Here is a 21,426-nt window from a genome sequence, read left to right on the forward strand (position 1 = left end):
ATCTTGGTCCATCCGTGGCTTACACGGTTGTCATGACACGGCCGCGCGGCGGGCGGACCGAGGTTGGCCGGAAGACTCCTGCTGGGTGTTGGCCATGGTCCAGGCTAGGAAACTTGCCATCCACCCGTACGTCTGCAGCGTTCTGCAGATCTATGTCCATCTTACATTTTTCCAAGACCAGTACGCGGAGCATCGATTAGTGTTCCAACGACCAGCCGCGAGGTCCATCTCAGCCACCCGCGATCACCACACCGCTGTGGCAACTGGGGTAGGCAGCCTCTGCTGCGTTCTGTTGAGCGTCCAGTGACGCTGCGACGAGCGCTTACACAGTCACACCCATAAGGGATCGCCTCTGCTACGGGCCACGGCCACCATCTGGAGGACAAATGAAACCACGCAAAGCCACAACCGTCGCGGCGCTGGCGGCCGCTGCGCTCGTCTCTGTCCTGATGCTCAGCACACCCGCAGCGGCGTCGACCCTGGGCTCTGGCTATTCATGCAGCCCCAACGGATCCGCGAGCCCGCGGACCTGCGTGGCCTTCAGCGGTGACAGCACCAGGGGCTACCGGGCCATAGCTGTCGGAACCGACTACTTCGGCCATGTAGATCTATGGGGTCCGGGGGTCTCGTTCCGTAATAGTCCGACCAGTTCCGATCCCTACACGGATCAGGAAGGGGCGCTTGGTTCCGGCTGGCTGTGCGCTCACGGATGGGCGCACCTGTCCAACGGCAGCTACCTCGACATGGGAATGCCCTGCGTCTGGGTGCCCTAATTTCCGAATAACAGGAGACAGCATGAAACTACGCACCACGACGGCCGCACTCTCCATGATTCTGATGGCATCGGCGCTCGCTGCCCCGGCACACGCGGCCAGGCAAACCGTATTCGACGACTTCAGGTGTACCGGACCGGGAAGCGGTCTGACGACCTGTATCAGTTTTGTCGGTACGCGTAACAGTTACGCGGCCTTCGCCCGCGGAGCCGGGTACTTCGGCCACGTCGACTTGTGGGGGCCGGGAATCACCTTTAAGCAAACCGGCGACGAGAACAATCCCGTCATCCAGGGTGATGGCCTCGGTACCGGCTGGTTGTGTGCCCACGGATGGGCGCCAGTCGGCTCCGGGCACTACGTCGACATGGGCTTCCCGTGCGTCTTCGTCCCCTGAGGTCCCAGACTGACGTCGAGATCTCGCCAGAACGCATGAATCCGCAGTCATGATCAGACCGGGACCAGGTGACCGACCGTGCCAGGTTGCGATACGCGGCGATTATCCGCCGATCTCGTGCGACATCGAGCAATCTTCGCGAGCACGACCGCATCGTAACTGCATTTTCTCACTGGAATAACTTGCTTGGAGAAGCAGTGACAAATCACAGGAAAATCTACTTCGGCATAACCGTCCTTATGATCGCGATGGCGTCATTCGGTGCAAGCGCCACCGCGACTGCCACTCCTATGTCGGGATTCGCGACGCCATCTGTCTTGGGCGACAGGTCTCCCGGCGGGCTTACGACTGTCGATGATTGGAAAGAATCTACATACCATCATGAGATGGCAGAGTGCGTTCACTGGAAAACGATTCACGAGCAACTTGGAACCTGGGTGCAACCGGACGGAAAATACTGCTACAAGGCAGTCAATGGGCAATTCTTCTTTGAGTACTGGGAATGACCTATTGACGCTGGCCACTTGGCCGTCAGCGCTGACGAGCACACCTTCTTCGAGATGCCTCGCGCTCCTGAGAATAGCCCTGTTACAGCTTGAACGCGATCCGGCCGCAGTCCGCGCAGTCGACGGCTGAGGTCGAACGTTACCGGCACGCTGAAGCCGGTGAGATTGTCGCCGACGGGATCGATCTTGTAGCGCGGTCTTCCGCGTGCCCAAGCTGGTCCCGCTCCGTTCGGTCCTTTGCGCGAGCGGCCACAGTCGACAGGTCGTGTTCGTCGAACCCTTGGTGTACAGCCAACGGGTTATCAAGGCTATCAACGCGGTCTTCAGCAACGGTGAGGAGATCAGCTCTCGGCGATCGCCCGCGCCGCGGCCTTGATCTCGATCAGGCCCTTCGGTGTGCAGGCGAAGATGTCGCACAGCGCGGCGAACACATCCATCGACAGCCGCAGTGGCGGCGTCGTGGCGAGCGGTAGATCTGCTCGCGAGACAGCACAATCCCGCGTTCTGCCAAGGGCTTGACCAGATCCGAGGTCTGGAACACCCCACGCTCGGCCATCCGCATACGCAGATGCCACTGAAGGTGATTTTCTTGGTCACGGCGCTCTCCACATGAACGGCCCGAAGGCGCCAAGTCCTGTTGCATCAACCGGTTCCGGTACTCGTCCGACACATCGGTGTAGATCGAGGTCATACTGGGATATTGCGGAAGTCGGCGAAGCTGGTCTCAGCGCTGACTTCATTTTCTCCCGGCAACTTCGTCTCGGATGCATTGGTGAAGCGAGATCGAGACAGGGAGCCGAGCGACATCGCTCATTGGGCCTGCCTCGTTGATCAGCTACATGCGCGCGTCGGTCATGATGCCCGGCCGCCGAAGTACCAGCTGTGTACCTCGATGTCGGCGTACCGATCCGTAGTCAGGATGGAACGTGCCGTTGCCGGGTCCGGTGCCCGAACCAGCGCCGCCGTGCCCAGCCAGGTGACGCCGTCGTCGGACAACAACGGCCCATACGCGACCAGTTCATCCTCGTCGGGTGGTGCTGAGAGGTCGGCCGCCTGCCCCGTGCCGAGGCCGAGCACCAGGTACCGGTTGCCACTGACCGGGCCGCCGGGGAAGTCCCACATTGTGCGCCCCAGCATGTTGCGCCACCGGCGCAGCAGCACGTCCCGGTACACCCCAGCCTGATAGTTCGGCTCGTCGAAGGCGAACGCGCGGGCGGCAACGGGATCGGCCAGGTCGACGATGTGCACGCTGCCGGTTGGCGTGTCTCCATCGGCGGCGAGGGTCGGGCCACGGGCGATCATCTCCTGTGCATACCGGTCCATGTAGGACCAATGCTCTTCCCGCAGCTCGTCGCGCCGCGCAGCGGAGCCGGTCCGGTCGCGGTGGTAACAGAAGAACTCCATGCCCCAAGTCTGCCCCGCCAACGGATCGCCATGGTGATGTCGACGTGGTTGCCGACGCCTGGCGGCCTCGGGACTGCCACGAGCCTGAGACCGATCTTGGTGACGCCCTGTGAGACAACAGCCAGAACCGCCGAGCGCAGGGAGATCAACATGTCAGCGGCGATAAGACCCTGCACTGGCGCTGTAGGTTCCCATCCTCATGGCGCTCGTCGAGCGCAGCAACCGCCGTCATTCGAAGACGCGGTCGCACCAATGAATCAGCAGCGTCCGCTCGTGCCGATAGTGGGGGCTGGAAATACCGGCCGTTCCTGGTCGGCGGCTCGATCGTGATCACTGTCGGGTTAGCCTGCTGGACGCGAGTTCGACATCCTTCGTGGTCGCGCTCGACCTCGTCGTGCTCGGAATCGGTGTCGGCATGATCATGCAGCTTCTGTGACCGTCGCGCAGAACGCCGTGACCGAAGCCGACCTCGGGGCCGCTGTCGATTCGCGGCCTTGGCATGTCGCTCGGGGTAGCGGTTTACGGCAACATCCTCAGCCGCGAACTGGCGGGCAATCCCGTGACGCCCGCGACCACCGCTAACGCGGTCCCGGACATGCTGGTCTGGACCATCCCCCTGGCGGCGGTCCTGCTGCTGAACCTCTTCCTCCCCACACAGAACGCGGCCCGAGCCACCGCGGCGGCGGCCATCTTGGTCTCGAAAGCGCCTGAGCGTCCCTGTTGGGGCCATATCATGGGTTCTTCCCAGTCGGGCGCGTCGCTCGGCGATCTCTGGACAGCTCATACCCCGGACGTGCGCTCCTGACGGGGCTCCGCCACGACGTGGGCCTGTTCGCGCCGTCGATGCTTCCGGGCGGTGAGCCGCCGATCCAGCACCGTGGTGGCGACCGCCGTCAGCGTGATCGCGGCCGTGCAGATGAGAAGTGCGCGGCCCCCGAGTTCAGCCGCGGCGCCGGCGAGAGCCGCGCCCAGAGCGGCCATCGCGACCTTCAAGCCGGCGCTGGTGACGAATACTTGTGCCCGGGCGCCCGGTGGCGCGTAGCGGGTGCGAGCGGTGAGGGTGGCGGTGAACGATGTCGCGTTCACCAGTCCAAGCACGGCGAAGCCGGTAATAGCCGTCGGATAGCTCGTGGTGAGGGCACACAACACGGTGACCACGGCCAGGGAGGCGAACAGCCGCACCGCCAGGATCTCTGGTTCACCCCGCAACGGCCACGCGGTCACCAAGGCCGAGCCCGCAAGACCGCCCGCCCCGTAGGCGACGGTCAGCGCCGCGCCCGCGGTGGCGCTGTCGTACAGCTCATGCCCCAGTGCCACGGCCACGACCGGCAAAGCTCCCAACTGGACCGCGGACAGCAGCGTCAGCACCGTCACCCGCCGCAGTGGCGGCACAGCCACCAAACTCTTCAATCCCGCCCTCAGCCCCACCGGGTCCCGATGCGCTGGTGTGTCACCGAGAGGCAACGTCAAGATCAGCGCGGACGCGACGAGAGTCGCCGCGGCCAGGCCCAGAACGGCGGGGAGCGGGCCGGTCAGGCCGGCGAGCCCCGCGACCGCGGCGGGGCCCGCCGTTCCGCCGATTCCGTAGGAGAGCGCATCCCAGCCTTGGTTGCGTCTACTCGCGCCCAGATCGTCCAACACGCTACTCAGCCCGCCGGTCAGCAACGGCCCGCAGCAGCCCGCCACCCCGACCGCGAGAAGCGCCACGATCGCGGGCAACCGGGTGATCGCCAGCGCGCCACCCGACAAGGCGATTCCGTAGAGCAGATAAGCCCCCGCGAGTAGGCGGGGCCGCTGTATCGCCTTGTCCAACCGCGCCGCCAGCCAGGGACCCAGCAGGTGCGGCGCGTTGAGCGCGGCGATGAGCAGTCCGCCCATGACCGCAGGCAGACGCTGGTGCGCCGCGAGCAGGACGAGGCCGACCGTGGCGCCGCTGTCGGCACCGCGAACCAGCACCGCGGCCGTGAGATACCTGGCCAACCCGGACATTCCGCCTCCGTCACCCCATTAACAGGTGACGGCAACACTGGCACATGGCCAAGTCACCGGTCAATATGGTGACGTGTTCACCTTCCTCAGCGGCAGCCCGTGCCTGGATCTGACGACAACCCTGCAGGTCCGACACCAGAACAGCCCGCGAGAGCTGCTGGCCGCTCCCGCCGACGTCACCCGCTGGTTGGAGCAGGCCGGTCTCGGCGCCGGAATCGCCGTCGACACCGAAGGGCTCCGTCGAACCATCGCCCTGCGCGAAGTCGTCAATCGTCTTTGCCGGGGGACCGGCCGGGCCGGGGACCGCGCCGCTCTCAACGCCGCGGCGGCGTCTCCTCCGCTGATACCCCAGTGGACGGGTGACACCGTCGAGTTCCGAGGCGATCTTCAGCAGGCCCTTTCCACTCTCGCCCGCGACGCCATCACCCTGTTGGCAAACAGGAAAACGGGCCGGATCCGAGAGTGCGACCACCCCGACTGCAGCCGGCTCTTCCTGGACTCCTCCCGCTCCGGCCGCCGCCGCTGGTGCGGAATGAGCAGCTGCGGAACCAAAGCGAAATCAGCTGACTACCGACGCCGGAATAGCGACCGGGCCCGCCGAACCGGGGACCATCTCCGCGCGGAATGACTCTTCACCTGCCGGCCTTTTTCGCGGGTACATGCAGTACCGACCGCTAGCCGAGCCGCCGGGATCCGCGGTGCGGATCGCTGCCGCAGTCAGCGCGCCCCAGTCGGTGAGGTTGACGCGCATCAGCTCGTCTGGGTGGCCCCTGCTGCCGCCACCGAAACGGAGCCTGATCTTCGGCAATCCTGCCGGGCTGGCGCCAGGCCCGTGCCGACGCGTCCCGCGAGTGGCGGACGGCTGCTGGGCTCCGGGTCAGTCCGGCGACAGGAACACGACGATGTCGGTTTCCTTGCCCGGCCGGGGCTCGGGTTCACGCCATCCGATCCGGCGGTAGAAGGCGAGCGTGTCGTGGGCTTGATGCCAGGTCAGCAGCCAGGCGCGAGCGCCGGGTGCGGTGGCGGTGAGATCCGACAGCAGTCGCCGTCCGAGTCCGGTCCCGCGGGCGCGGGGACGCACCCCGAGTTCGTCGATCTCGAACGCTCCGACCAGCAGTTCACCGACCCGGTCGAGGCCGAGCCGCTCGGTGACCTTGGAGTAGGCGCGATCGGTCCGAAATGGAGCCGAGGTGGTCCATCCGGTAACGAAGCCGTCTACCTCGCCGGTGTCGGAAAACGCCAGGATGGCACGGAAGCCGGGACGCTGGGCATCTGCCTTCAGCCGCTCCCGAAACGCCGACCGGGTTTCGGCCGGGTCCTGGTGTTCCCACGGCGGAGTGGTGAAGACGTCGACGTAGGCGTCGACGAGCTTGTCCGCGACGGTCACGACATCGGAGCCGAAGTACCTCATGGTGACTGAAGATACCGACACAACCTGACTGATTCCCGCACGCCGGACGACATCGACTTCGAGTCCGTCGGCGGCCACGAGCGCACCGCGAGCCGGACACGCTCGATCCCGCTGTCACCGATTCCGCCAACCAGGTCCGGGCAACTTCGTCCGTTCGCGTCCGGATCTTTGCGACCCACAGCTCAGCGGATCGTTCTGCCCCAAAGTGCGAGCGGACAGGACAACCACCTTGATGTCGTTGGCCAAGCACCAGGTCCGGATAGGTGGTATTCCGGATCGGATATCGGGCCGTCTCGCTGACTGATACCGGGTCGGCGAGCAGGCCGTTCGAGCCAGCGTCTGCCGTGTTCCGGAAAGGAACATCCCTTGTGCTGAGGCCGTGGGTTGACGTCAGAGGGGTGGCGAGCTGGACGACGGTGGACCAGACGGGACGTCTGGGCCCGCGCTCGCAGCAGTTCTCACCCGCGAGTGCGGGTCGGCGTCGAACCCGGCACTGGCCGCGGAGGCGGTTCAGCCGGTGACGGTCACCCCCTCTGGCTGTTGCCCGACCGGTACGGTGAGAACCGGCTTCGAAGTGGCGGTGTCTATGACCGACATCGTGTTCGAGGCGGTATTGGTGATGTAGACGAAGCTGTTGTCGGGGGCGGCGGCGGCTCCCTCCGGCCTTCGGTTCACCGCTGCTGTGGTGGTGTTACTCGCGCTGGGGAAGTTGATGACCGAGATGGTGTCGGCACCGGCGTTCGCCACGTAGACGACCTCGCGTGGCGTCACCGACAGGCCCATGGGCGCGTCGCCGACGGGGATCGTGCCGATGGGGCGGCCGGTGGTGGTCCCGACGACGGTGACCGTGTCGTCACCGGTGTTCGCGACGAACAGCCGGTCCCCGCGCGGTCCGGCGGCGATGCCCGCCGGAAAACGGCCGACCGGGATCGTGCCGATGGGCTTGTTGATCCTTGTGTCGATCACCGTCACGCTGCCCGCGCCGTTGTTCGTGACATAAACGCGGCTGCCGTCCGGGCTGACGATCGGTGTATGCGGGAATCGGCCGACCGGGATTTCGCCGACCGGTTTCTGGGTGGTGATGTCCAGCACCGTGACCGAGTCGGAACCGAAGTTCGCGACGTAGGCGTAGGTGTCCGTGGCCGCCACGCCGAATGGTTTGTCCCCTACGGGGGTGGTGGCGATGACGAGCTGAGTGCGAGTGTCCAGAACGGACACGGAATCCGACTGCTCGTTGGTGACGTAGACACGGTCGCCGTCCGGCGTGGCGCCGACCCCCACCGGGCCGTCACCGACGCCGACGGTCGCGATCACCTCGCCCAGCCGGGTGTCGTACACGGTGACGTTGTCGGATCCGGTGTTGGCGACGAACACCAGAACCTGGGGCGGGTAGGCGGCGGCCGGCAGTTGAGCTGTCAGGGCGATGGTGACCACCAGTACCGTGGCTACGGTTCGGATGCGTGAAGTGAAGACCCGCCCAAAGTTGGGCGTACGCCTTCTCCGGAGAGCAGGCATGAAAAGGCTCCTCGATGACGGGACATGCGCGCGAACGGCGAAAAGTTCAGTCAGGCAGCCTGGTAGTGCGAGGCGGTGGCCACTGCACCCGGCACCAGGGACGCTGGTGAGCGTTCACAAGTGTCGCTGCGTTGTCACCCTAACGGCCTAGGGGGCGATGTCGCTGCGTGAAAGACGCAGGTCCCACACGTTGAGTGATGGCGGCATTACCTGTGCGTGACTACTTGGACGTTCTGTTACTCCTGACAACGTCTCATCTATTCGCAAGTCCGCATGAGCCGAGCACTGATCGTTCGTCCAGACCGGGATTCGACGCCTTCTGCGAGGTCGGCCAGTCGAAGCGGGCGCGACGGGGGAACACGTTGGTGGCTTGACATCAGGGCCGTGTCGTCACGGACTGTCAGCACGGCTGTTTCCGCGCTCGCGGGTAGCGGGCTCGTGGATGTCTACAGTGGACCTTCCCGAGTTCGACTCGCGTGTCGGCTGATTCGGTTCTGTCGCGTCGGCAACCCCACGTCCCACCCAGGTTTCGGCGGGCACCAGGCGGGCAACCGTAAACCATGCGGGTGATAATTCAGCCGTCGTATCGCACGAAAGAGGCGCGGCGGCATTGGGCGCAGACGCTGGAGCGGCCGGTGCCCTTCCGGCGACAGTGGTATGCCGAGGTGCTGAGCCCTGCGGAACGTACCGAACTGGACGCCGAGCACCCGGACGGGCAAGCCCGCTTCTGGGGCGCGACCGCACAGCACGACAAGAAAATGGACACGCTCGAGACAGGGGATTTCGTACTTCTCACCGGGCAGAAGCAGGTGCGCGGGATCGGGACGGTCGGTTGCTTCCTGCGCAACGACGAGCTCGCCCGTCGACTGTGGACCCCGGATCCGGCCCGCTGTTTGTGGCGCAATGTCTACACCTTCCGCGCCTTCCGCCCGGTCACGATCCCCTACGAGCGGGTGTGGGCGCTGCCGGGATTCACGGCTGGCGACAATTTCATGGGCTTGCGCTTCCTGGCCAAGGAGAAAAGCGTGACCATAGTCGCCGGGCTTGGCGTCACCGAGCTACTCGCGAGCGAGAGCGGCCAGGCGTCCCCAGCACGTGACCTCGCCGCTGGGGCCTAGCGAGGGTCAACGCCGAAGTAGACCCGACTCAGAAGCGTTCGAGTTCGAGCAGATTGTTCTTCCAGATCCCGTCCGCCCGCGTGCGGAGGAACTTGGGGCCGAAGGTCGGCTTGATGATCTCCACGCCCACCCGGTGGATCCCCTCGTCGACGTAGGCTTTCCCGTCCTCGTCCTCGATCCACGCCACGATCGCCGAGACCAGGCTCTCGCCGGTTTCGCCGTTGCCTGGGTTGACCCAGCGCAGCTTCGTGATGTTCTCGTGGAATCTCCCACCTTCGAGCCGCGATGCGATGATCTTGATGGCCATGGCGCTACCTCTTCGGCTGGGTGCCCTCGCAGTGAACAGGGGTAATGCTGTACTCGCCGCCCGTCCGCGCCTCGTTACGCCATCCGGGCGCCGGTGGTTCGAACGTTACGAGTTCGAGTACGGGCGTCCGTTCTGCGTCAGATGACGCAGACCGCGCCGGTTCCGGCGTGTCAAGGTCCTCTCCGCCGGTAGGGAACACCGACCGGTGGAAAGGGGAAACAGACATGTGCGCTGCCCACAAGACCTCGGCCGGGCTCCTGGGTGCGGCGGGAATCGTGATGATCCTGGCCGCTTGCGCGCCGGACCCGGCACCGCAGGCCGCTCCGGCACCCGCGCCGGTGACGTCTTCGTCGGCTGTCGCGGATTCGGCCGCGGCGGTGACCTGGATGAACGGATTCTGCGGTGCGGTCAAGGATTTCGTCGACGGCAACAACAAGATGCCGTCGGGGGGCGGGGAAACCATCGAGGCCATCAAGAAGAGCACGAGCGCTCAGCTCGGGCATTACGCGACCATTCTGGCCAAGACGGTCGACGGCCTCAGCGCTCTTCCCGCCGCGCCGGTTCCGGCCGGCGAGACGGCGAAGCAGGACTTCCTCGCGAAGTACACCGCGGCCCGCGACAAGACCGTAAAAGCGAAGGCGGACCTGGACGCGTCGGGTAAGAACGACACCGCGGCGCAAGGCCGCGCGGTCGAGGGGCTCATAGCCGCGCAGAAGGACACGCACGGCGCACTCGATCCGGTCGCGGCCATCCTGGGGGCCTCGGAGTTGAAGACGGCCGCGGCGACGGCCGAACGCTGCCGCCCCTGACTCGTGAGTGGTAATGACGGTTCTGACACCGTCATTACCACTCACGACACTTCCGTGAGGATCTTGCGGAGCCGCGTCAAAGCGCGGTGCTGAGCCACTCGCACCGCGCCCGCCGTCGAACCGACCACCGCGGCGGTCTCCTCCGCGGACAAGCCGACGACGATGCGCAGGACGACGATCTCCCGCTGCCTGTCCGGCAGGATCCGCAGCAACTCACCCATCCGGTCACTCAGTTCGTTGTGCAGCGCGTGCTGTTCCGGACCGGCGGACTCCGCGACGCCGTCGGGGACTTCGGCGACGGGGTCGGAGCGGTTGCGGGCGGCGGCGCGGCGGGCGTCGGCGACCTTGTGCTGGGCGATGCCGTAAACGAACGCGAGGAACGGCCGCCCCTGTTCGCGATAGGTCGGCAGCGCCCGGAGGATCGCCACACAGACCTCCTGCGCGACGTCGTCCGCCGAGGCGTAGGTCCGTTCCTGTCTGCCGATCCGCGCCCGGCAGTACCGGATCACGAGCGGCCGGACGGTGCTCAGGAGCGTCTCCAGCGCCCGCTGATCACCTCGGCCGGCGGCCGCGACGGGGGCGTCGAGGGCGTACCAGCGGGCGGGGGCCACCTGTTCCGGTTCCGCCGCCGCCGGGGAGCCCGGCTCCACCAAGGCGAGTTCCCGGATCATCGCGCGGTTCTTGATCCGGGACAGCGTGTCGTCGACGTCGAGCCCCATCCTCAGCGCGTCGACGAAGGCCGTGTTGGCGTTGTCCAGCCGGGACACGAACCCGGGGTCGTGCTCCTCCAGACGGCCGCGCGCGTGGCGCAGCGTCGTGCTGACGGACTCCTCCGCGATGCCGAGTATCCCGGCGATCTCCCGCGCCGTGAAACCGTCCAGTGCCCACGCCATACCGAGCTGCTGGCGTTTCGGGAGCCGCCCCAGCATGGTCAGGACGGCCGACGCCTCGTCGGCGAGGGCGGTGAGCTTGTCTTCCCTGCCCGCGTCCGGGCAGGCCCAGTCCGTCCGGGCCGCGGTCTGCTCTTTCGCCCGCCGATATCCGACGCGCCGGATCCAGGAGTGCGGGTGGGTGATGGTCCGCCAGTCCTCGTAGGCGTTGAGCATCGCTTCCGCCGCCGCGTCCCGCGCCGGATCGAGCGCGAACCCCGCCTTGCACAGGAAGCCGATGAGCAGCGGAAATTCGGCGTGGAAGAACTCGTCGAACTCGTCGTGGCCCATCACCCGCACTCACCGCTCTCAGCCGCCGGACGCGAATGCCCTCGTAGGACAGGTGCAGTGAGGGGGCCGCTGAGTGTAACGATTCGGTAAAGGTGAAGTTTACGTCGTGCACCGCAGTGGATACCCGGGTTCGAGCGGAAGTCGTTTGACGAGGAAGGGAAAATCGAAGAAAAGGAGGTGATAGGAAATGGAAACGAGGATGGCCGGCGAGCTGCGGAAGGCAGCTTGCCGCAGTGAGGATCCCGAACTGTTCTTTCCGGTCACCGAAATCGGTCCGGGTGCCCGGCAGGTGGCCAGGGCCAAGGCGGTCTGCGCGCGGTGCCCGGTGACTTCGGCCTGCCTGGCGTACGCCTTGGACAACGGACTGGACCATGGCGTTTTCGGCGGACTGACCGACAGCGAACGACGTCGCCCGATTCATGTGCGCAGCGCCGCCTGAATCCACCGAAAACGCAACCGGATTTTCTCGTGGGTTTTCGCGCGCGGGAAAAAGAGGTCCCCGGTTCGGTGAACCGGGGACCTCTTCGTGCGGGGAGGTCAGGCGACGGCGTCGGCGGCGGTCTCTTCGGTCAGCCGTTCGTTGCCCGACTGGGTCTTCAACGGCTTGCGCCTGAGGAAGGCGACCGCGACGATCACCAGCAGCGCGATCGGCGCGCTGATCAGGAACAACTCGCTGGTCGCTTCCCCGTACGCCGTACGGACCACCGTCGCGATCGGTTCGGGCAGCGTGGCGACGTTCGGCACCGTGCCGCCGTCCCCACCACCAGGCAGCGGGCCGATACCCTCGGTGATCAGCGCCGTCACCCGGTTCGCGAGCACCGCGCCCAGCGCGCTCACGCCGATCGAACCACCGAGACTGCGGAAGAACGACAGGGTGGACGTCGCCGTGCCGAGGTCGTGCGCGTCGACGTCGTTCTGCGCCACCAGCACCAGGTTCTGCATCAGCATGCCGACGCCGACCCCGAGCACCATCATGAACGCGCTGAGCACGACGAGGTTCGTGTGCGCGTCGATCATCCCCAGCAGGGCCAGACCCGCGGTCATCAGTGCCGAGCCGAGCAGCAGGTGGCTCTTCCACCTGCCGGTCCGGCTGATCACCTGTCCCGAGACCGTCGAGGAGACGAGGAGCCCGAAGATCATCGGCAGGCTGAGCAGTCCGGCCACCGTCGGCGACTTGCCGAGCGATAGCTGGAAGTACTGCGACAGGAACACCGTCCCGCCGAACAGCGCGACACCGACCAGGAAGCTCGCGAGGGTGGTCAGGGTGACCGTGTGGTTGCGGAACAGGCTCAGCGGCAGGATCGGCTCGGCCACCCGCGATTCGACGTAGACGGCGAGGGCGAGGATGACCACACCGGCGGTCACCAGGCCGACGGTCCACCACGAGCCCCAGGCGAACTGGTGCCCCGCCAGCGACGACCAGATCAGCAGCGTCGAGACACCGGTCATGATGAGGAACGCGCCGAGATAATCGACCTTCACCTCGCGCCTGATCGTCGGCAGATTCAGCGTGCGCTGCAGCAGCAGGATCGCCGCGATCGCGAACGGGACGCCGAGGAAGAAGCACCAGCGCCAGCCGAGCCAAGAGATGTCCACCATGACACCGCCGATCAGCGGTCCCCCGATGGTCCCGACGGCGAACACGGCGCCGAAGATCCCCGAGTACTTCCCGAGCTCACGCGGCGAAACAATGGCCGCCATGATCACCTGCGCGAGCGCGGTGAGCCCGCCCGCGCCGATGCCCTGCGCGACCCGGCTGCCGATGAGGAGTTCGATGTTGCCCGCGAAACCGGCGACCAGCGACCCGACCACGAACAGCCCGAGCGACAGCTGGATGAGCAGTTTCTTGTTGTACAGGTCGGAAAGTTTGCCCCAGAGCGGCACCGTCGCGGTCATCGCGAGCAGTTCGGTGGTGACCACCCAGGTGTAGGAGGACTGCGAGCCGCCGAGTTCGGAAACGATCCGCGGCAACGCGTTCGCGACCACCGTCGAGGCGAAGAGGGCGACGAAAATGCCCATCATCAGTCCCGACATCGCTTCGAGCACCTGTTTCCGGTTCATCGAACCGGGCGCGGCATCCGGTTCTCCTGGTCCGGTGGTGGATACGGACATGGTCCTCCCCCTTCGTGTTCCTGTGTCGCCGGGCGCGTCAGTGCGCGCGGCCGCCGGGCTCCGGGAGCCCGGCGAGAAGCGTTTCGGCGGCTTCGTCCAGCAGATCGAGCGCGGACATCTTCCCGTCGCGCTGGTACCAGAGGATCAGCGTGGCGTTGACCGCGGCGCCGATCGTGGTCAAGAGCAACGTGGGATAGAGGTCGGCCTCGGGATCGGTGCCGGTGCGGCGTGCGATCGCCTCGATCGTCGGAGCGATGGTCTGGTGGTTCATCGCCACCACACGCGAATGCAGCGAGGGATTTTCCTGGATCGCCCGCATCCGGCCGAGCCATTCTTCGCGATTCTCCTCCACGACGGCGAAGTCCTCCTTGATCGCGTCGATGAAGGCGCGTGGGGTGCGGACTTCCTTCGGCGCGGCGAGAAACCGCTCGATGGTGCGCCGCGACCGCTCCACGTGGTCGGCGTAGGCGATCACCACGGCGTCCTCTTTGGACGCGAAGTAGTTGAAGAACGTGCGCGACGAAACCCCCGCCGCCGCGCTGATGTCCTCGACCGTCACCTGGTCCAGACCACGTTCGGCGACGAGCCGGACGGCGGTGGTCGCCAGCGCGCGGTGGGTTTCCAGCCGCTTGCGCTCGCGGAGACCTTTGACGGTTTCGGGCACGAACACCACGATACGCCTGAAAATGCAGATACTGCAAAATTGCAGTCTGTGAAGCGCACCACCGGCGGCGAGGCACGGGCCGCCTGGCAGACTGCGGGGGTGAGCGGAACGGTGCTGGTACTGGGCGGACGCAGCGAAATCGGCCTCGCGGTCGCCGAGCGGTTCGCCAAGGGCGGGGCGCGGGAGATCGTGCTGGCCGCGCGGCGGAGCGCGGACCTCGGCGCGGAGTCGGAGCGGCTGCTGGCCGCGGGCGCGGAGAAGGTCGCCACGGTCGAGTTCGACGCGGACGACCTCGCCGGGCACGGTCCGTTCCTGGAGAAGGTCGTCGCGGAGCACGGCCCGCTGGACGTCGTCGTCACCGCTTTCGGGATCCTGGGCGATCAGGCGCGGGCCGAAGCGGATGCCGAGCACGCCGTCGCGATCGTGCACACCGACTACGTGGCTCATGTGAGTGTTCTGACGCACGTGGCCAAAGTGCTTCGTGAGCAAGGAAACGGGAGCCTCGTGGTGTTCTCGTCGGTCGCCGGGGTGCGCGTCCGGCGGGCGAACTACGTCTATGGCTCGGCCAAGGCCGGCCTCGACGGTTTCGCGAGCGGTCTGGCCGACGCCCTGCACGGCACGGGTGTCCACCTTCTGCTCGTCCGGCCTGGCTTCGTGATCGGCCGGATGACCGAAGGCATGGCGCCCGCGCCGTTCTCCAGTACTCCCGATCAGGTCGCCGACGCGGCCGTCGCCGCGCTCTCGCAACGCCGGGGTACGGTGTGGGTGCCGGGACTGCTGAGGCTGGTGTTTGCGGTGATGCGTGTGATGCCACGGGCGATCTGGCGCCGGATGCCCCGCTAGGGGAACGCAGCGCGGTCGTTCCGGCACGCGGTGTCGCGACCGGTTGTTCGCTTGATCACTTTCGCTGGTCCGAACGGGCTTTAAGACCCGTTCATGACACATTTCTCAGGTATTTCCCAGCTAACGCGGTGATCCTCGATTCCGGGGGATCATCACGGAAGCGGGGAGAAGGTCGTGCTGCTCACGTCGCGAGGACGGCGGATCGGCGGCCGCGTCGCATTGGGCCTGGTGTCGACGGCCGTACTGGGGGTCACGGGATACGCGTGGGCTCAGTTGAGCCGCTTGGACGGAGCGATCGTCACGGCCGACGTGATCGCGCCGTCGGCCCAGGTCCCCGCCGGCCCGGCGGGTGAACCGCTGAAGGTGGCGCAGAACATCCTGCTCGTCGGCATCGACTCGCGCACCGACGCCAACGGCAACCCGCTGCCGCAGAACGTTCTCGACGCGTTGCACGCCGGAAGCGGCGACGACGGCGGCGACACCACCGACACCATGATCGTGGTCCACATCCCGGCGGGCGGCGCCGCCGCGACCGCCATCTCCATTCCGCGCGATTCCTATGTGGACCTCGCGGGCGGGTTCGGCAAGCACAAGATCAATTCGGCATACAGCCGAGGCAAGAACGCCGCGATGAACACCCTGCGCGCGCAAGGGCTGACCGGTCCGCAGCTCGAGGTCAAGGCCAACGAGGCGGCCGCCAAACTCGCGATCCAGACGATCGAACAGTTCACCGGCCTGTCCATCAACCACTACGCCGCGGTCAACCTCGCCGGGTTCTCCGCGCTGAGCGAGGCCGTCGGCGGGGTCGAGGTCTGCCTCAAGGAACCGGTGCAGGACAAGTTCTCCGGGGCTGCCTTCCCGGCGGGGAAGCAGCTGCTTTCCGGGCCGCGGGCACTCGCCTTCGTGCGGCAGCGGCACGGACTGCCCAGCGATCTCGACCGCATCGCCCGGCAACAGGCGTTCCTTTCCAGTATGGCCAAGACCGTGCTGGACGCCGGGACGTTCACCGATCCGGCCCGGCTGAGCGCGCTGGTCGGCGCGATCCAGGGTTCGGTCGTGCTCGACCGCGGCTGGGATGTGGTGAGCTTCGCGCAGCAGTTGCGCGGGATGAGTTCGGGGGCGCTGAAGTTCCAGACGATCCCGGTCCAGAGCCTCGCGCTGCCGACGCCTTCCGACGGCCTCGCGGTGAAGGTCGACCCGGCCGAAGTGAAGGCCTTCGTGCAGACCACGCTGACGTCGACGTCCGTCGCCGCGGTGGGGGAGCCGACGAGCGGGATCGGGATCAAACCGGTGGCGGCGACTTCGTCCGCGGCCGCTCCGCCGTCGTCCACGGCTTCCGCGCCGCCCGGGATGGCCGGCTGCGTCGACTGACGTCGCATTCAGAGGACTAAACGCGCACCGGGCGCCTCGATGAGGCCATCGGCAAGAAGTACCGGTAGTCCGTGAAGGCCTCCTTCCCTACTTTGAGGGTAGGGAAGGAGGCCTTCACGGACTGACGTGATCGCTCACACGAAAGCGCTCTGGCCGGTGATGGCCTTGCCGACGATCAGCGTGTTCATCTCCCGGGTGCCTTCGAACGAGTAGATCGCCTCGGCGTCGGTGAAGAACCGCATGATGTCGTTGTCCAGCACGATCCCGTTGCCGCCGAAGATCTCGCGGCCCCAGGCGACGACCTCCCGCATCCGCGAGGTCACGAACGCCTTGGCGAGCGAGGAGTGCTCGTCCTTGAAGATCCCGGCGTCCTGCAGCCTGGCCAGCTGCGTCAGCATGCCCCACGACGCGGTGATGTTGCCGAGGCTCTTCACCAGCAGATCCTGCACCAGCTGGAAACGCGCGATCGGACGGCCGAACTGCTCACGCTCCTTGGCGTAGTCCAGCGCCAGCTCGTACGCGCCGATCATCACGCCCAGCGCCTGCCACGCCACGCCGCCGCGGGTCGCCCGCAAAATCTCCGCGACGTCACGGAAGGAGTTGATGCCCTGCAGCCGGTTGGCCTCCGGGACACGGACGTCGGTCAGCGTGATCTCCGCGTTCTCCACGATCCGGAACGCGAACTTGTTCTCGATCTTGACCGGCACGAACCCGGGGGAGTCCTTCTCGACCACGAAACCCTTGACGTGGTTGTCATCGACATCGCGGGCCCACACGATCACCAGGTCGGCGAAGGTCGCGTTGCCGATCCACTTCTTGGCGCCGTTCAGGATCCAGGTGTCACCGTCGCGCTTGGCCGTGGTGCGCATGCCGCCCGCGACGTCGGAACCGCCCAGCGGCTCGGTCATCGCGAACGCGCCGATCTTGTCCATCGCCGCCATCGAGGGGAGCCAGCGGTCACGCTGTTCCTGGTCGCCGCCCGAGTAGATGCTGTACATCGCGAGTCCGTTGTGGACACCGAAGAAGGTCGCCACGGAAGGGTCCGTGCGGGTCATCTCCATCGCCATCATGCCGCTGAGCAGGTGGCTGGTGGCCGGAAGGTGCTCGCCGTAGCCCTCGTAGGGCAGTCCGGCGAGGCCGAGTTCACGGAACTTCCCGACGAGTTCGTGTGGGAACTCGCCCTTGGCCCAGTACTCGTTCACGAGCGGCTTGACCTCGGTGCGCATGAAGTCGCGCACCCTGAGCAGCAGCTTGCGCTCCTCGTCGGGCAGCAGCGCCTCGTAGTCGTAGAAGTCGGCGGTCAGCTGGTCTTCCATCTCAGTTCTCCTCCTTGCCGGCCCTGTCCAGAGCGGACAGCACCGCGAGCTGCTTGCGGTCGCGCGCCTCGGCGAGTTCCGAGTACGTGGAGGAGCCGTAAGCGGATTCGACGGCTTCGATGAGCCGTTCCTGTTCTTCCGGGCTCTGTGAAGGCTGGCCGAGGCCCGCCCACATCTGCTTCATCGACTTGCCGATGTGCTCGGCCATGTGCCGGTAGCCGCCGGGGCCGCCGCCCAGATGCGAGCCGAGGAACGGCCCGACGGTCGACCAGCGGATGCCGAGCGAGTTCGTCATCACCGCGTCCAATTCGGACGGTGAAACGACGCCTTGCTCCACCAGGTAGATCGCCTCGCGGCTCAGCGCGTTCTGCAGCCGGTTGCCGACGAACCCCGGGATCTCCTTGCGTTCCACCACCGGGGTGCGGCCGACGAACCGGTAGAACTCGACGGCGCGGTCCACCGACTCGGCGCTGGTGCGCTCACCGGGGACGACCTCCACCAGCGGGATCAGGTGCGGCGGGTTGAACGGGTGTCCGATGAGGACGCGGGACGCGTCGTCGAGGTCCGCCGCGAACGCCGTCGAAGGGATCGCCGACGACGAGCTGAGCAGCAGCGCGTGCGACGGTGCCTCACGGACCAGGTTCGCGAACAGCTCTTGTTTGAACTCGACGTTCTCGGGCCCGTTCTCCTGCACGACATCCGCGTGCCGCACGGCTTCCGCGACGTCCGTGGCGAGGTGGACGCGAGGGGCGAGGTCCGCGGCGGTCCGGCCGAGGTGCGGGGCGAACGTCTCCAGTGCGCCGTCGACGGCGTCGGCGAGATCCGGCCGGGGGTCCGAAACCCAGACCTCCAGGTCGTGCGCGGCGAACAACGCCGTCCACGAGAGACCGATGGTGCCCGCGCCGATGACCGCGGCTGTCCGGAAAGTCATGACCGTGCTCCCTTCAAGTAGTCGAAGACCGGCTTGACCGGGGCGAGCGTCAGGTCGGTGAGGATGTGGCTGGCCGAAACGATCTCCAGCACCGGGAGATCGGCCAGCGGGGCCAGCACGTGCTGGAACAGCTGCAACCGGGCGGGGCCGGTCCACGCTTCCTTGACCACCACGTCGGTGATCTCGGTGCGGACCAGCTCGAAGACCCGCGGCGAACCGTCGTAGTGCGGGATGGTCTTGAGCATGAACGTCGGCACGGTGATCTGCGTTTCGGCCTCGCGCACGTCGAGACGGTGGTGCTTGTAGCCCATGGTCGCGGTCGCGACCCGCTGGCTGCCGTAGTCGAGTGTCCCGACGAGCGCGCCGTTCTCGGCGAACAGCTTCGGCGAGCCGATGGTCTTCGGGTAGGCGCTGATCTCGCGGCCGGAGGCGGTGGCCGGGAAGTTGTCGAGGTACATCGCGTGCAGATACTCGCCACGCTCGCCCTCGAAGCTCACCGGGATCGCCTGCCCGGACTCGGTGTAAGGGCCGTATCCGCTGACGTCGCCCATCTTCATCACCTCGAACCGCACCAGCGGCTCGTCGATTTCCAGCGGCTCCGGGACGACGGCACGCAGGGCGTCCGCATCGGTGCGGTAAACGATGTTCAGGTACTCGCGGTTCGTGAACCGGGGCACCACCGGCGCGTACGCCGGGTTCGTGAGCGGGGTGGTCACGTGCTGGAGAACTTCTTGCTGCTTCATCTCACTCACCAGTCCACTGTGGAGCGCGGCGCTCGGCGAAGGCCTGCATGCCTTCGCGGACGTCGGCCGACTTCATCAGCGACGGCATCTCCGTGCGCTGGGTGGCAAACGCTTGCGCGTCCGGGACGCCGTCGGCGGCGCGGACGATCTTCTTGACCAGTGCCAGCGCCAGCGGGGCGTTGGCGGCCACCTGTTCGGCGAGCTGCAGGGCGACCGCGGCGGCCTCACCGCTGGGGACGACCCGGTTCGCCAGGCCCAGCCGTCCGGCGCGCTGCGCGCTGATCGGCTCGCCGGTGAGCAGGAACTCCATCGCCAGGTGGTGCGGGATTCGCTTCGGCAGCCGGATCACCCCGCCGCCGGCGGCGATCAGCCCGCGCTTCACCTCGGGCAACCCGAACTTCGCGTCTTCGGCGGCGACGATCAGGTCGCAGGCCAGCGCCAGTTCGAACCCGCCGCCCATGGCCCAGCCTTCGACGGCCGCGATCAGGGGCTTCGACAGTTCGGCCTCGGTCAGCCCGCCGAAGCCGCGGCCGGGGATCTCGGGCGACTCGCCCCGCAATGCCGCCTTGAGGTCCATTCCGGCGCTGAACGAGCCGTCCGCGCCGGTCAGGACCCCGGCCCGCAGGCCGGGATCGGCTTCCAAGAGGTCGAGTGCTTCGGCGAGCCCGGCCGCGACGGCGGCGTTGACCGCGTTGCGCGCTTGTGGCCGGTCGATCGTGATCAGCAGGGTGCTGCCGATCCGTTCTGTCCTTACTTCGTTGCTGCTCATGGTCTTTCCTCAGTTCACCGTGGTGAGTTCGCGCAGGACGTCTTCGGTGTCCTGACCCGGCAGGGGAGCCAGGCGCCGGACGGAGCCGGGGGTCCGGGAGAACTTCACCGGGATGCCGATGGTGCGGATCGAGCCCTCGCTCGGGTGCTCGACGACGTCGAGCAGGTGACCGTCGCGGACGTATTCGTCGTCCTGCGCGGTGTCCAGTTCCAGCACCGGGGCCATCGGGATGCTGTACTTCGCGCAGATCTCGGTCCACTCTCCGGTGGTCAGCGCCGGGGCGCACTCGGCGATCATCTCGGCCAGTGCCTCGTGGTCTGCGCCGTCGATCGCGTCGCCGTTGACTCGCGGGTCGTCGGCCAGTTCCGGCCGCCCGGCGGCGTGGAAGAAGTCGCGGAAGTTCTGCGGGTTGTAGGGGATCACGCAGGCCATGCCGTCCTTGGTGTGCACGGCCTTGTGCCCGGGGTTCATCGACGGGCCGAAGCCGGTCGTGCCCTCCGCGGGCTCGAACGAGTGCCCGGCCAGGTGCTCGACGAGGTTGAACGCGATCAGCGTGTCGGTCATCGGGATCTCGACCCGCTGGCCCTCACCGGTCTTGTCGCGGTGCACGAGCGCCGCGAGGACGGTGTAGGCGATGGTCAGTGAGGAGACCTTGTCTCCGATGATCGTCGGCAGGTAGACCGGCTCGCCCAGCGCGCGGTTCGCGACGTCGACCAGGCCGGAGGCGGCCTGCACGGTCTCGTCGTAGGCGGCGTTGCCCGCGCGGTCGGAGTCGCTGCGGAAGCCTTGGGCGTGGGCGTAGACGATGCCGGGGTTGCGCGCGGCGACGTCGGCGTAGTTCAGGCCGAGCCTGCTCAGCGCGCCCGGGCGCATGTTCGTGATCAGCACGTCGGCGGTGTCGATCAGCTTGAGCGCCTGCTCGCGCTGCTCCTCGTCCTTCAGGTTGAGGGCGACGCTGCGCTTGTTGCGGTTGACGTTCAGGTTGAGCGCCGTCATGCCCGGCGTCGTCCGGAACTTGCCCACCCGCACGGTGTCGGCCGGGGACTCGATCTTGATGACGTCGGCGCCGAGGTCGCCGAGGATCTGCGCCGCGTACGGGCCCATGACCACCGTCGAGAGGTCGATCACGCGAACGCCGTCCAGCGGACCGGGGGCGGTGTGTGTCATTTTGCTTCCCTTCGCCGTTGTTCGCTCTACTGTCGAAGTTAGGCGCGAATGCCGGTAAAGGGAA

The 21,426-nt window shown here is 66.7% G+C and carries 22 protein-coding genes; 9 read left to right on the forward strand and 13 right to left on the reverse strand.

The window, feature by feature from the left end:
- Positions 1–795 precede the first annotated feature (795 nt).
- Both AVL48_RS21080 and AVL48_RS39080 read left to right on the forward strand, forming a co-directional pair.
- A complete protein-coding gene (locus AVL48_RS21080) occupies positions 796–1,167 on the forward strand; it encodes a hypothetical protein (protein ID WP_061989886.1) in 372 nt (123 codons plus the stop codon).
- Between the two features lie 68 nt (positions 1,168–1,235).
- Positions 1,236–1,673 (forward strand): hypothetical protein, encoded by a 438-nt coding sequence (locus AVL48_RS39080; RefSeq protein ID WP_143105063.1) that lies wholly within the window; start codon positions 1,236–1,238, stop codon positions 1,671–1,673.
- Between the two features lie 852 nt (positions 1,674–2,525).
- On the opposite strand, the gene AVL48_RS21085 is transcribed toward AVL48_RS39080, so the two are convergent.
- Positions 2,526–3,077, reverse strand: a complete 552-nt coding sequence (locus AVL48_RS21085; protein ID WP_061989952.1) for a YciI family protein — start codon at positions 3,075–3,077, stop codon at positions 2,526–2,528.
- Positions 3,078–3,576: 499 nt separating this feature from the next.
- On the opposite strand from AVL48_RS21085, the gene AVL48_RS39085 reads away from it, so the two are divergent.
- On the forward strand, positions 3,577–3,882 hold the full coding sequence (locus AVL48_RS39085; RefSeq protein ID WP_143105064.1) for a hypothetical protein: 306 nt from the start codon (positions 3,577–3,579) through the stop codon (positions 3,880–3,882).
- Here the strand turns inward: AVL48_RS39085 and AVL48_RS21095 are convergent.
- On the reverse strand, positions 3,858–5,066 hold the full coding sequence (locus AVL48_RS21095) for an MFS transporter (protein ID WP_063816609.1): 1,209 nt from the start codon (positions 5,064–5,066) through the stop codon (positions 3,858–3,860). The two genes, AVL48_RS39085 and AVL48_RS21095, sit on opposite strands and share 25 nt — an antisense overlap.
- A 25-nt stretch (positions 5,067–5,091) precedes the next feature.
- Here AVL48_RS21095 and AVL48_RS21100 point away from each other — a divergent pair, with 25 nt between their 5' ends.
- Entirely contained in the window at positions 5,092–5,694 is a 603-nt protein-coding gene (locus AVL48_RS21100; RefSeq protein ID WP_244896134.1) for a CGNR zinc finger domain-containing protein, read from the forward strand.
- Positions 5,695–5,943: 249 nt separating this feature from the next.
- Here the strand turns inward: AVL48_RS21100 and AVL48_RS21105 are convergent, their stop codons facing one another.
- Positions 5,944–6,477, reverse strand: coding sequence for a GNAT family N-acetyltransferase (locus AVL48_RS21105; RefSeq protein ID WP_061989890.1), 534 nt, complete (start codon positions 6,475–6,477; stop codon positions 5,944–5,946).
- Positions 6,478–6,987: 510 nt separating this feature from the next.
- Complete coding sequence (locus AVL48_RS21110) at positions 6,988–7,911, reverse strand: YVTN family beta-propeller repeat protein (RefSeq protein WP_061989892.1); 924 nt, start codon at positions 7,909–7,911, stop codon at positions 6,988–6,990.
- A 641-nt stretch (positions 7,912–8,552) separates the two neighbouring features.
- Here AVL48_RS21110 and AVL48_RS21115 point away from each other — a divergent pair.
- The gene (locus tag AVL48_RS21115) at positions 8,553–9,110 is read left to right on the forward strand and encodes a hypothetical protein (protein WP_061989894.1); all 558 of its coding nucleotides are present in this window, start codon (positions 8,553–8,555) and stop codon (positions 9,108–9,110) included.
- A 28-nt stretch (positions 9,111–9,138) separates the two neighbouring features.
- Here the strand turns inward: AVL48_RS21115 and AVL48_RS21120 are convergent, their stop codons facing one another.
- Positions 9,139–9,417 (reverse strand): DUF3892 domain-containing protein, encoded by a 279-nt coding sequence (locus AVL48_RS21120; RefSeq protein WP_061989896.1) that lies wholly within the window; start codon positions 9,415–9,417, stop codon positions 9,139–9,141.
- 224 nt (positions 9,418–9,641) lie between these two features.
- On the opposite strand from AVL48_RS21120, the gene AVL48_RS21125 reads away from it, so the two are divergent.
- Positions 9,642–10,226 carry a hypothetical protein gene (locus tag AVL48_RS21125; RefSeq protein WP_061989898.1) on the forward strand — a complete coding sequence of 195 codons (585 nt, stop codon included), beginning with the start codon at positions 9,642–9,644 and terminating at the stop codon, positions 10,224–10,226.
- Between the two features lie 41 nt (positions 10,227–10,267).
- Here the strand turns inward: AVL48_RS21125 and shbA are convergent, their stop codons facing one another.
- The gene (gene shbA / locus AVL48_RS40855; RefSeq protein ID WP_074038293.1) at positions 10,268–11,446 is read right to left on the reverse strand and encodes an RNA polymerase sigma factor ShbA; all 1,179 of its coding nucleotides are present in this window, start codon (positions 11,444–11,446) and stop codon (positions 10,268–10,270) included.
- Between the two features lie 187 nt (positions 11,447–11,633).
- On the opposite strand from shbA, the gene AVL48_RS21135 reads away from it, so the two are divergent.
- On the forward strand, positions 11,634–11,885 hold the full coding sequence (locus tag AVL48_RS21135) for a WhiB family transcriptional regulator (RefSeq protein ID WP_061989900.1): 252 nt from the start codon (positions 11,634–11,636) through the stop codon (positions 11,883–11,885).
- Between the two features lie 98 nt (positions 11,886–11,983).
- Here the strand turns inward: AVL48_RS21135 and AVL48_RS21140 are convergent, their stop codons facing one another.
- On the reverse strand, positions 11,984–13,507 hold the full coding sequence (locus AVL48_RS21140; RefSeq protein WP_143105066.1) for an MDR family MFS transporter: 1,524 nt from the start codon (positions 13,505–13,507) through the stop codon (positions 11,984–11,986).
- A gap of 88 nt (positions 13,508–13,595) precedes the next feature.
- On the reverse strand, positions 13,596–14,222 hold the full coding sequence (locus AVL48_RS21145) for a TetR/AcrR family transcriptional regulator (RefSeq protein ID WP_341865682.1): 627 nt from the start codon (positions 14,220–14,222) through the stop codon (positions 13,596–13,598).
- A gap of 99 nt (positions 14,223–14,321) precedes the next feature.
- Here AVL48_RS21145 and dprE2 point away from each other — a divergent pair, with 99 nt between their 5' ends.
- Positions 14,322–15,065 carry a decaprenylphospho-beta-D-erythro-pentofuranosid-2-ulose 2-reductase gene (gene dprE2 / locus AVL48_RS21150; RefSeq protein WP_061989956.1) on the forward strand — a complete coding sequence of 248 codons (744 nt, stop codon included), beginning with the start codon at positions 14,322–14,324 and terminating at the stop codon, positions 15,063–15,065.
- A gap of 174 nt (positions 15,066–15,239) precedes the next feature.
- On the forward strand, positions 15,240–16,436 hold the full coding sequence (locus AVL48_RS21155; RefSeq protein ID WP_061989906.1) for an LCP family protein: 1,197 nt from the start codon (positions 15,240–15,242) through the stop codon (positions 16,434–16,436).
- 134 nt (positions 16,437–16,570) lie between these two features.
- Here the strand turns inward: AVL48_RS21155 and AVL48_RS21160 are convergent, their stop codons facing one another.
- From AVL48_RS21160 to AVL48_RS21180, 5 genes are read right to left on the reverse strand one after another with little or no spacing between them, the layout of a single operon-like run.
- Positions 16,571–17,752, reverse strand: coding sequence for an acyl-CoA dehydrogenase family protein (locus tag AVL48_RS21160; protein WP_061989908.1), 1,182 nt, complete (start codon positions 17,750–17,752; stop codon positions 16,571–16,573).
- A 1-nt stretch (position 17,753) separates the two neighbouring features.
- The gene (locus tag AVL48_RS21165) at positions 17,754–18,683 is read right to left on the reverse strand and encodes a 3-hydroxyacyl-CoA dehydrogenase NAD-binding domain-containing protein (RefSeq protein ID WP_061989910.1); all 930 of its coding nucleotides are present in this window, start codon (positions 18,681–18,683) and stop codon (positions 17,754–17,756) included.
- Entirely contained in the window at positions 18,680–19,426 is a 747-nt protein-coding gene (locus tag AVL48_RS21170) for an acetoacetate decarboxylase (RefSeq protein ID WP_061989912.1), read from the reverse strand. The genes AVL48_RS21165 and AVL48_RS21170 overlap by 4 nt, the downstream gene beginning before the upstream one ends.
- Before the next feature lies 1 nt (position 19,427).
- The gene (locus tag AVL48_RS21175) at positions 19,428–20,195 is read right to left on the reverse strand and encodes a crotonase/enoyl-CoA hydratase family protein (RefSeq protein WP_061989914.1); all 768 of its coding nucleotides are present in this window, start codon (positions 20,193–20,195) and stop codon (positions 19,428–19,430) included.
- A gap of 9 nt (positions 20,196–20,204) precedes the next feature.
- On the reverse strand, positions 20,205–21,362 hold the full coding sequence (locus AVL48_RS21180; RefSeq protein ID WP_061989916.1) for a CaiB/BaiF CoA transferase family protein: 1,158 nt from the start codon (positions 21,360–21,362) through the stop codon (positions 20,205–20,207).
- Positions 21,363–21,426: the final 64 nt, after the last annotated feature.

The sequence above is a fragment of the Amycolatopsis regifaucium genome (assembly GCF_001613935.1).
GTDB lineage: Bacteria > Actinomycetota > Actinomycetes > Mycobacteriales > Pseudonocardiaceae > Amycolatopsis > Amycolatopsis regifaucium.

Bases quoted from the DNA above. Each gene is read 5' to 3' on its own strand.
- AVL48_RS21080 (WP_061989886.1), top strand. From the start codon at position 796: ATGAAACTACGCACCACGACGGCCGCACTCTCCATGATTCTGATGGCA.
- AVL48_RS21085 (WP_061989952.1), bottom strand. From the start codon at position 3,077: ATGGAGTTCTTCTGTTACCACCGCGACCGGACCGGCTCCGCTGCGCGG.
- AVL48_RS39085 (WP_143105064.1), top strand. From the start codon at position 3,577: ATGTCGCTCGGGGTAGCGGTTTACGGCAACATCCTCAGCCGCGAACTG.
- AVL48_RS21095 (WP_063816609.1), bottom strand. From the start codon at position 5,066: ATGTCCGGGTTGGCCAGGTATCTCACGGCCGCGGTGCTGGTTCGCGGT.
- AVL48_RS21105 (WP_061989890.1), bottom strand. From the start codon at position 6,477: ATGAGGTACTTCGGCTCCGATGTCGTGACCGTCGCGGACAAGCTCGTC.
- AVL48_RS21115 (WP_061989894.1), top strand. From the start codon at position 8,553: ATGCGGGTGATAATTCAGCCGTCGTATCGCACGAAAGAGGCGCGGCGG.
- AVL48_RS21120 (WP_061989896.1), bottom strand. From the start codon at position 9,417: ATGGCCATCAAGATCATCGCATCGCGGCTCGAAGGTGGGAGATTCCAC.
- AVL48_RS21125 (WP_061989898.1), top strand. From the start codon at position 9,642: ATGTGCGCTGCCCACAAGACCTCGGCCGGGCTCCTGGGTGCGGCGGGA.
- shbA (WP_074038293.1), bottom strand. From the start codon at position 11,446: ATGGGCCACGACGAGTTCGACGAGTTCTTCCACGCCGAATTTCCGCTG.
- AVL48_RS21135 (WP_061989900.1), top strand. From the start codon at position 11,634: ATGGAAACGAGGATGGCCGGCGAGCTGCGGAAGGCAGCTTGCCGCAGT.
- AVL48_RS21140 (WP_143105066.1), bottom strand. From the start codon at position 13,507: ATGAACCGGAAACAGGTGCTCGAAGCGATGTCGGGACTGATGATGGGC.
- AVL48_RS21160 (WP_061989908.1), bottom strand. From the start codon at position 17,752: ATGGAAGACCAGCTGACCGCCGACTTCTACGACTACGAGGCGCTGCTG.
- AVL48_RS21165 (WP_061989910.1), bottom strand. From the start codon at position 18,683: ATGACTTTCCGGACAGCCGCGGTCATCGGCGCGGGCACCATCGGTCTC.
- AVL48_RS21170 (WP_061989912.1), bottom strand. From the start codon at position 19,426: ATGAAGCAGCAAGAAGTTCTCCAGCACGTGACCACCCCGCTCACGAAC.
- AVL48_RS21175 (WP_061989914.1), bottom strand. From the start codon at position 20,195: ATGAGCAGCAACGAAGTAAGGACAGAACGGATCGGCAGCACCCTGCTG.
- AVL48_RS21180 (WP_061989916.1), bottom strand. From the start codon at position 21,362: ATGACACACACCGCCCCCGGTCCGCTGGACGGCGTTCGCGTGATCGAC.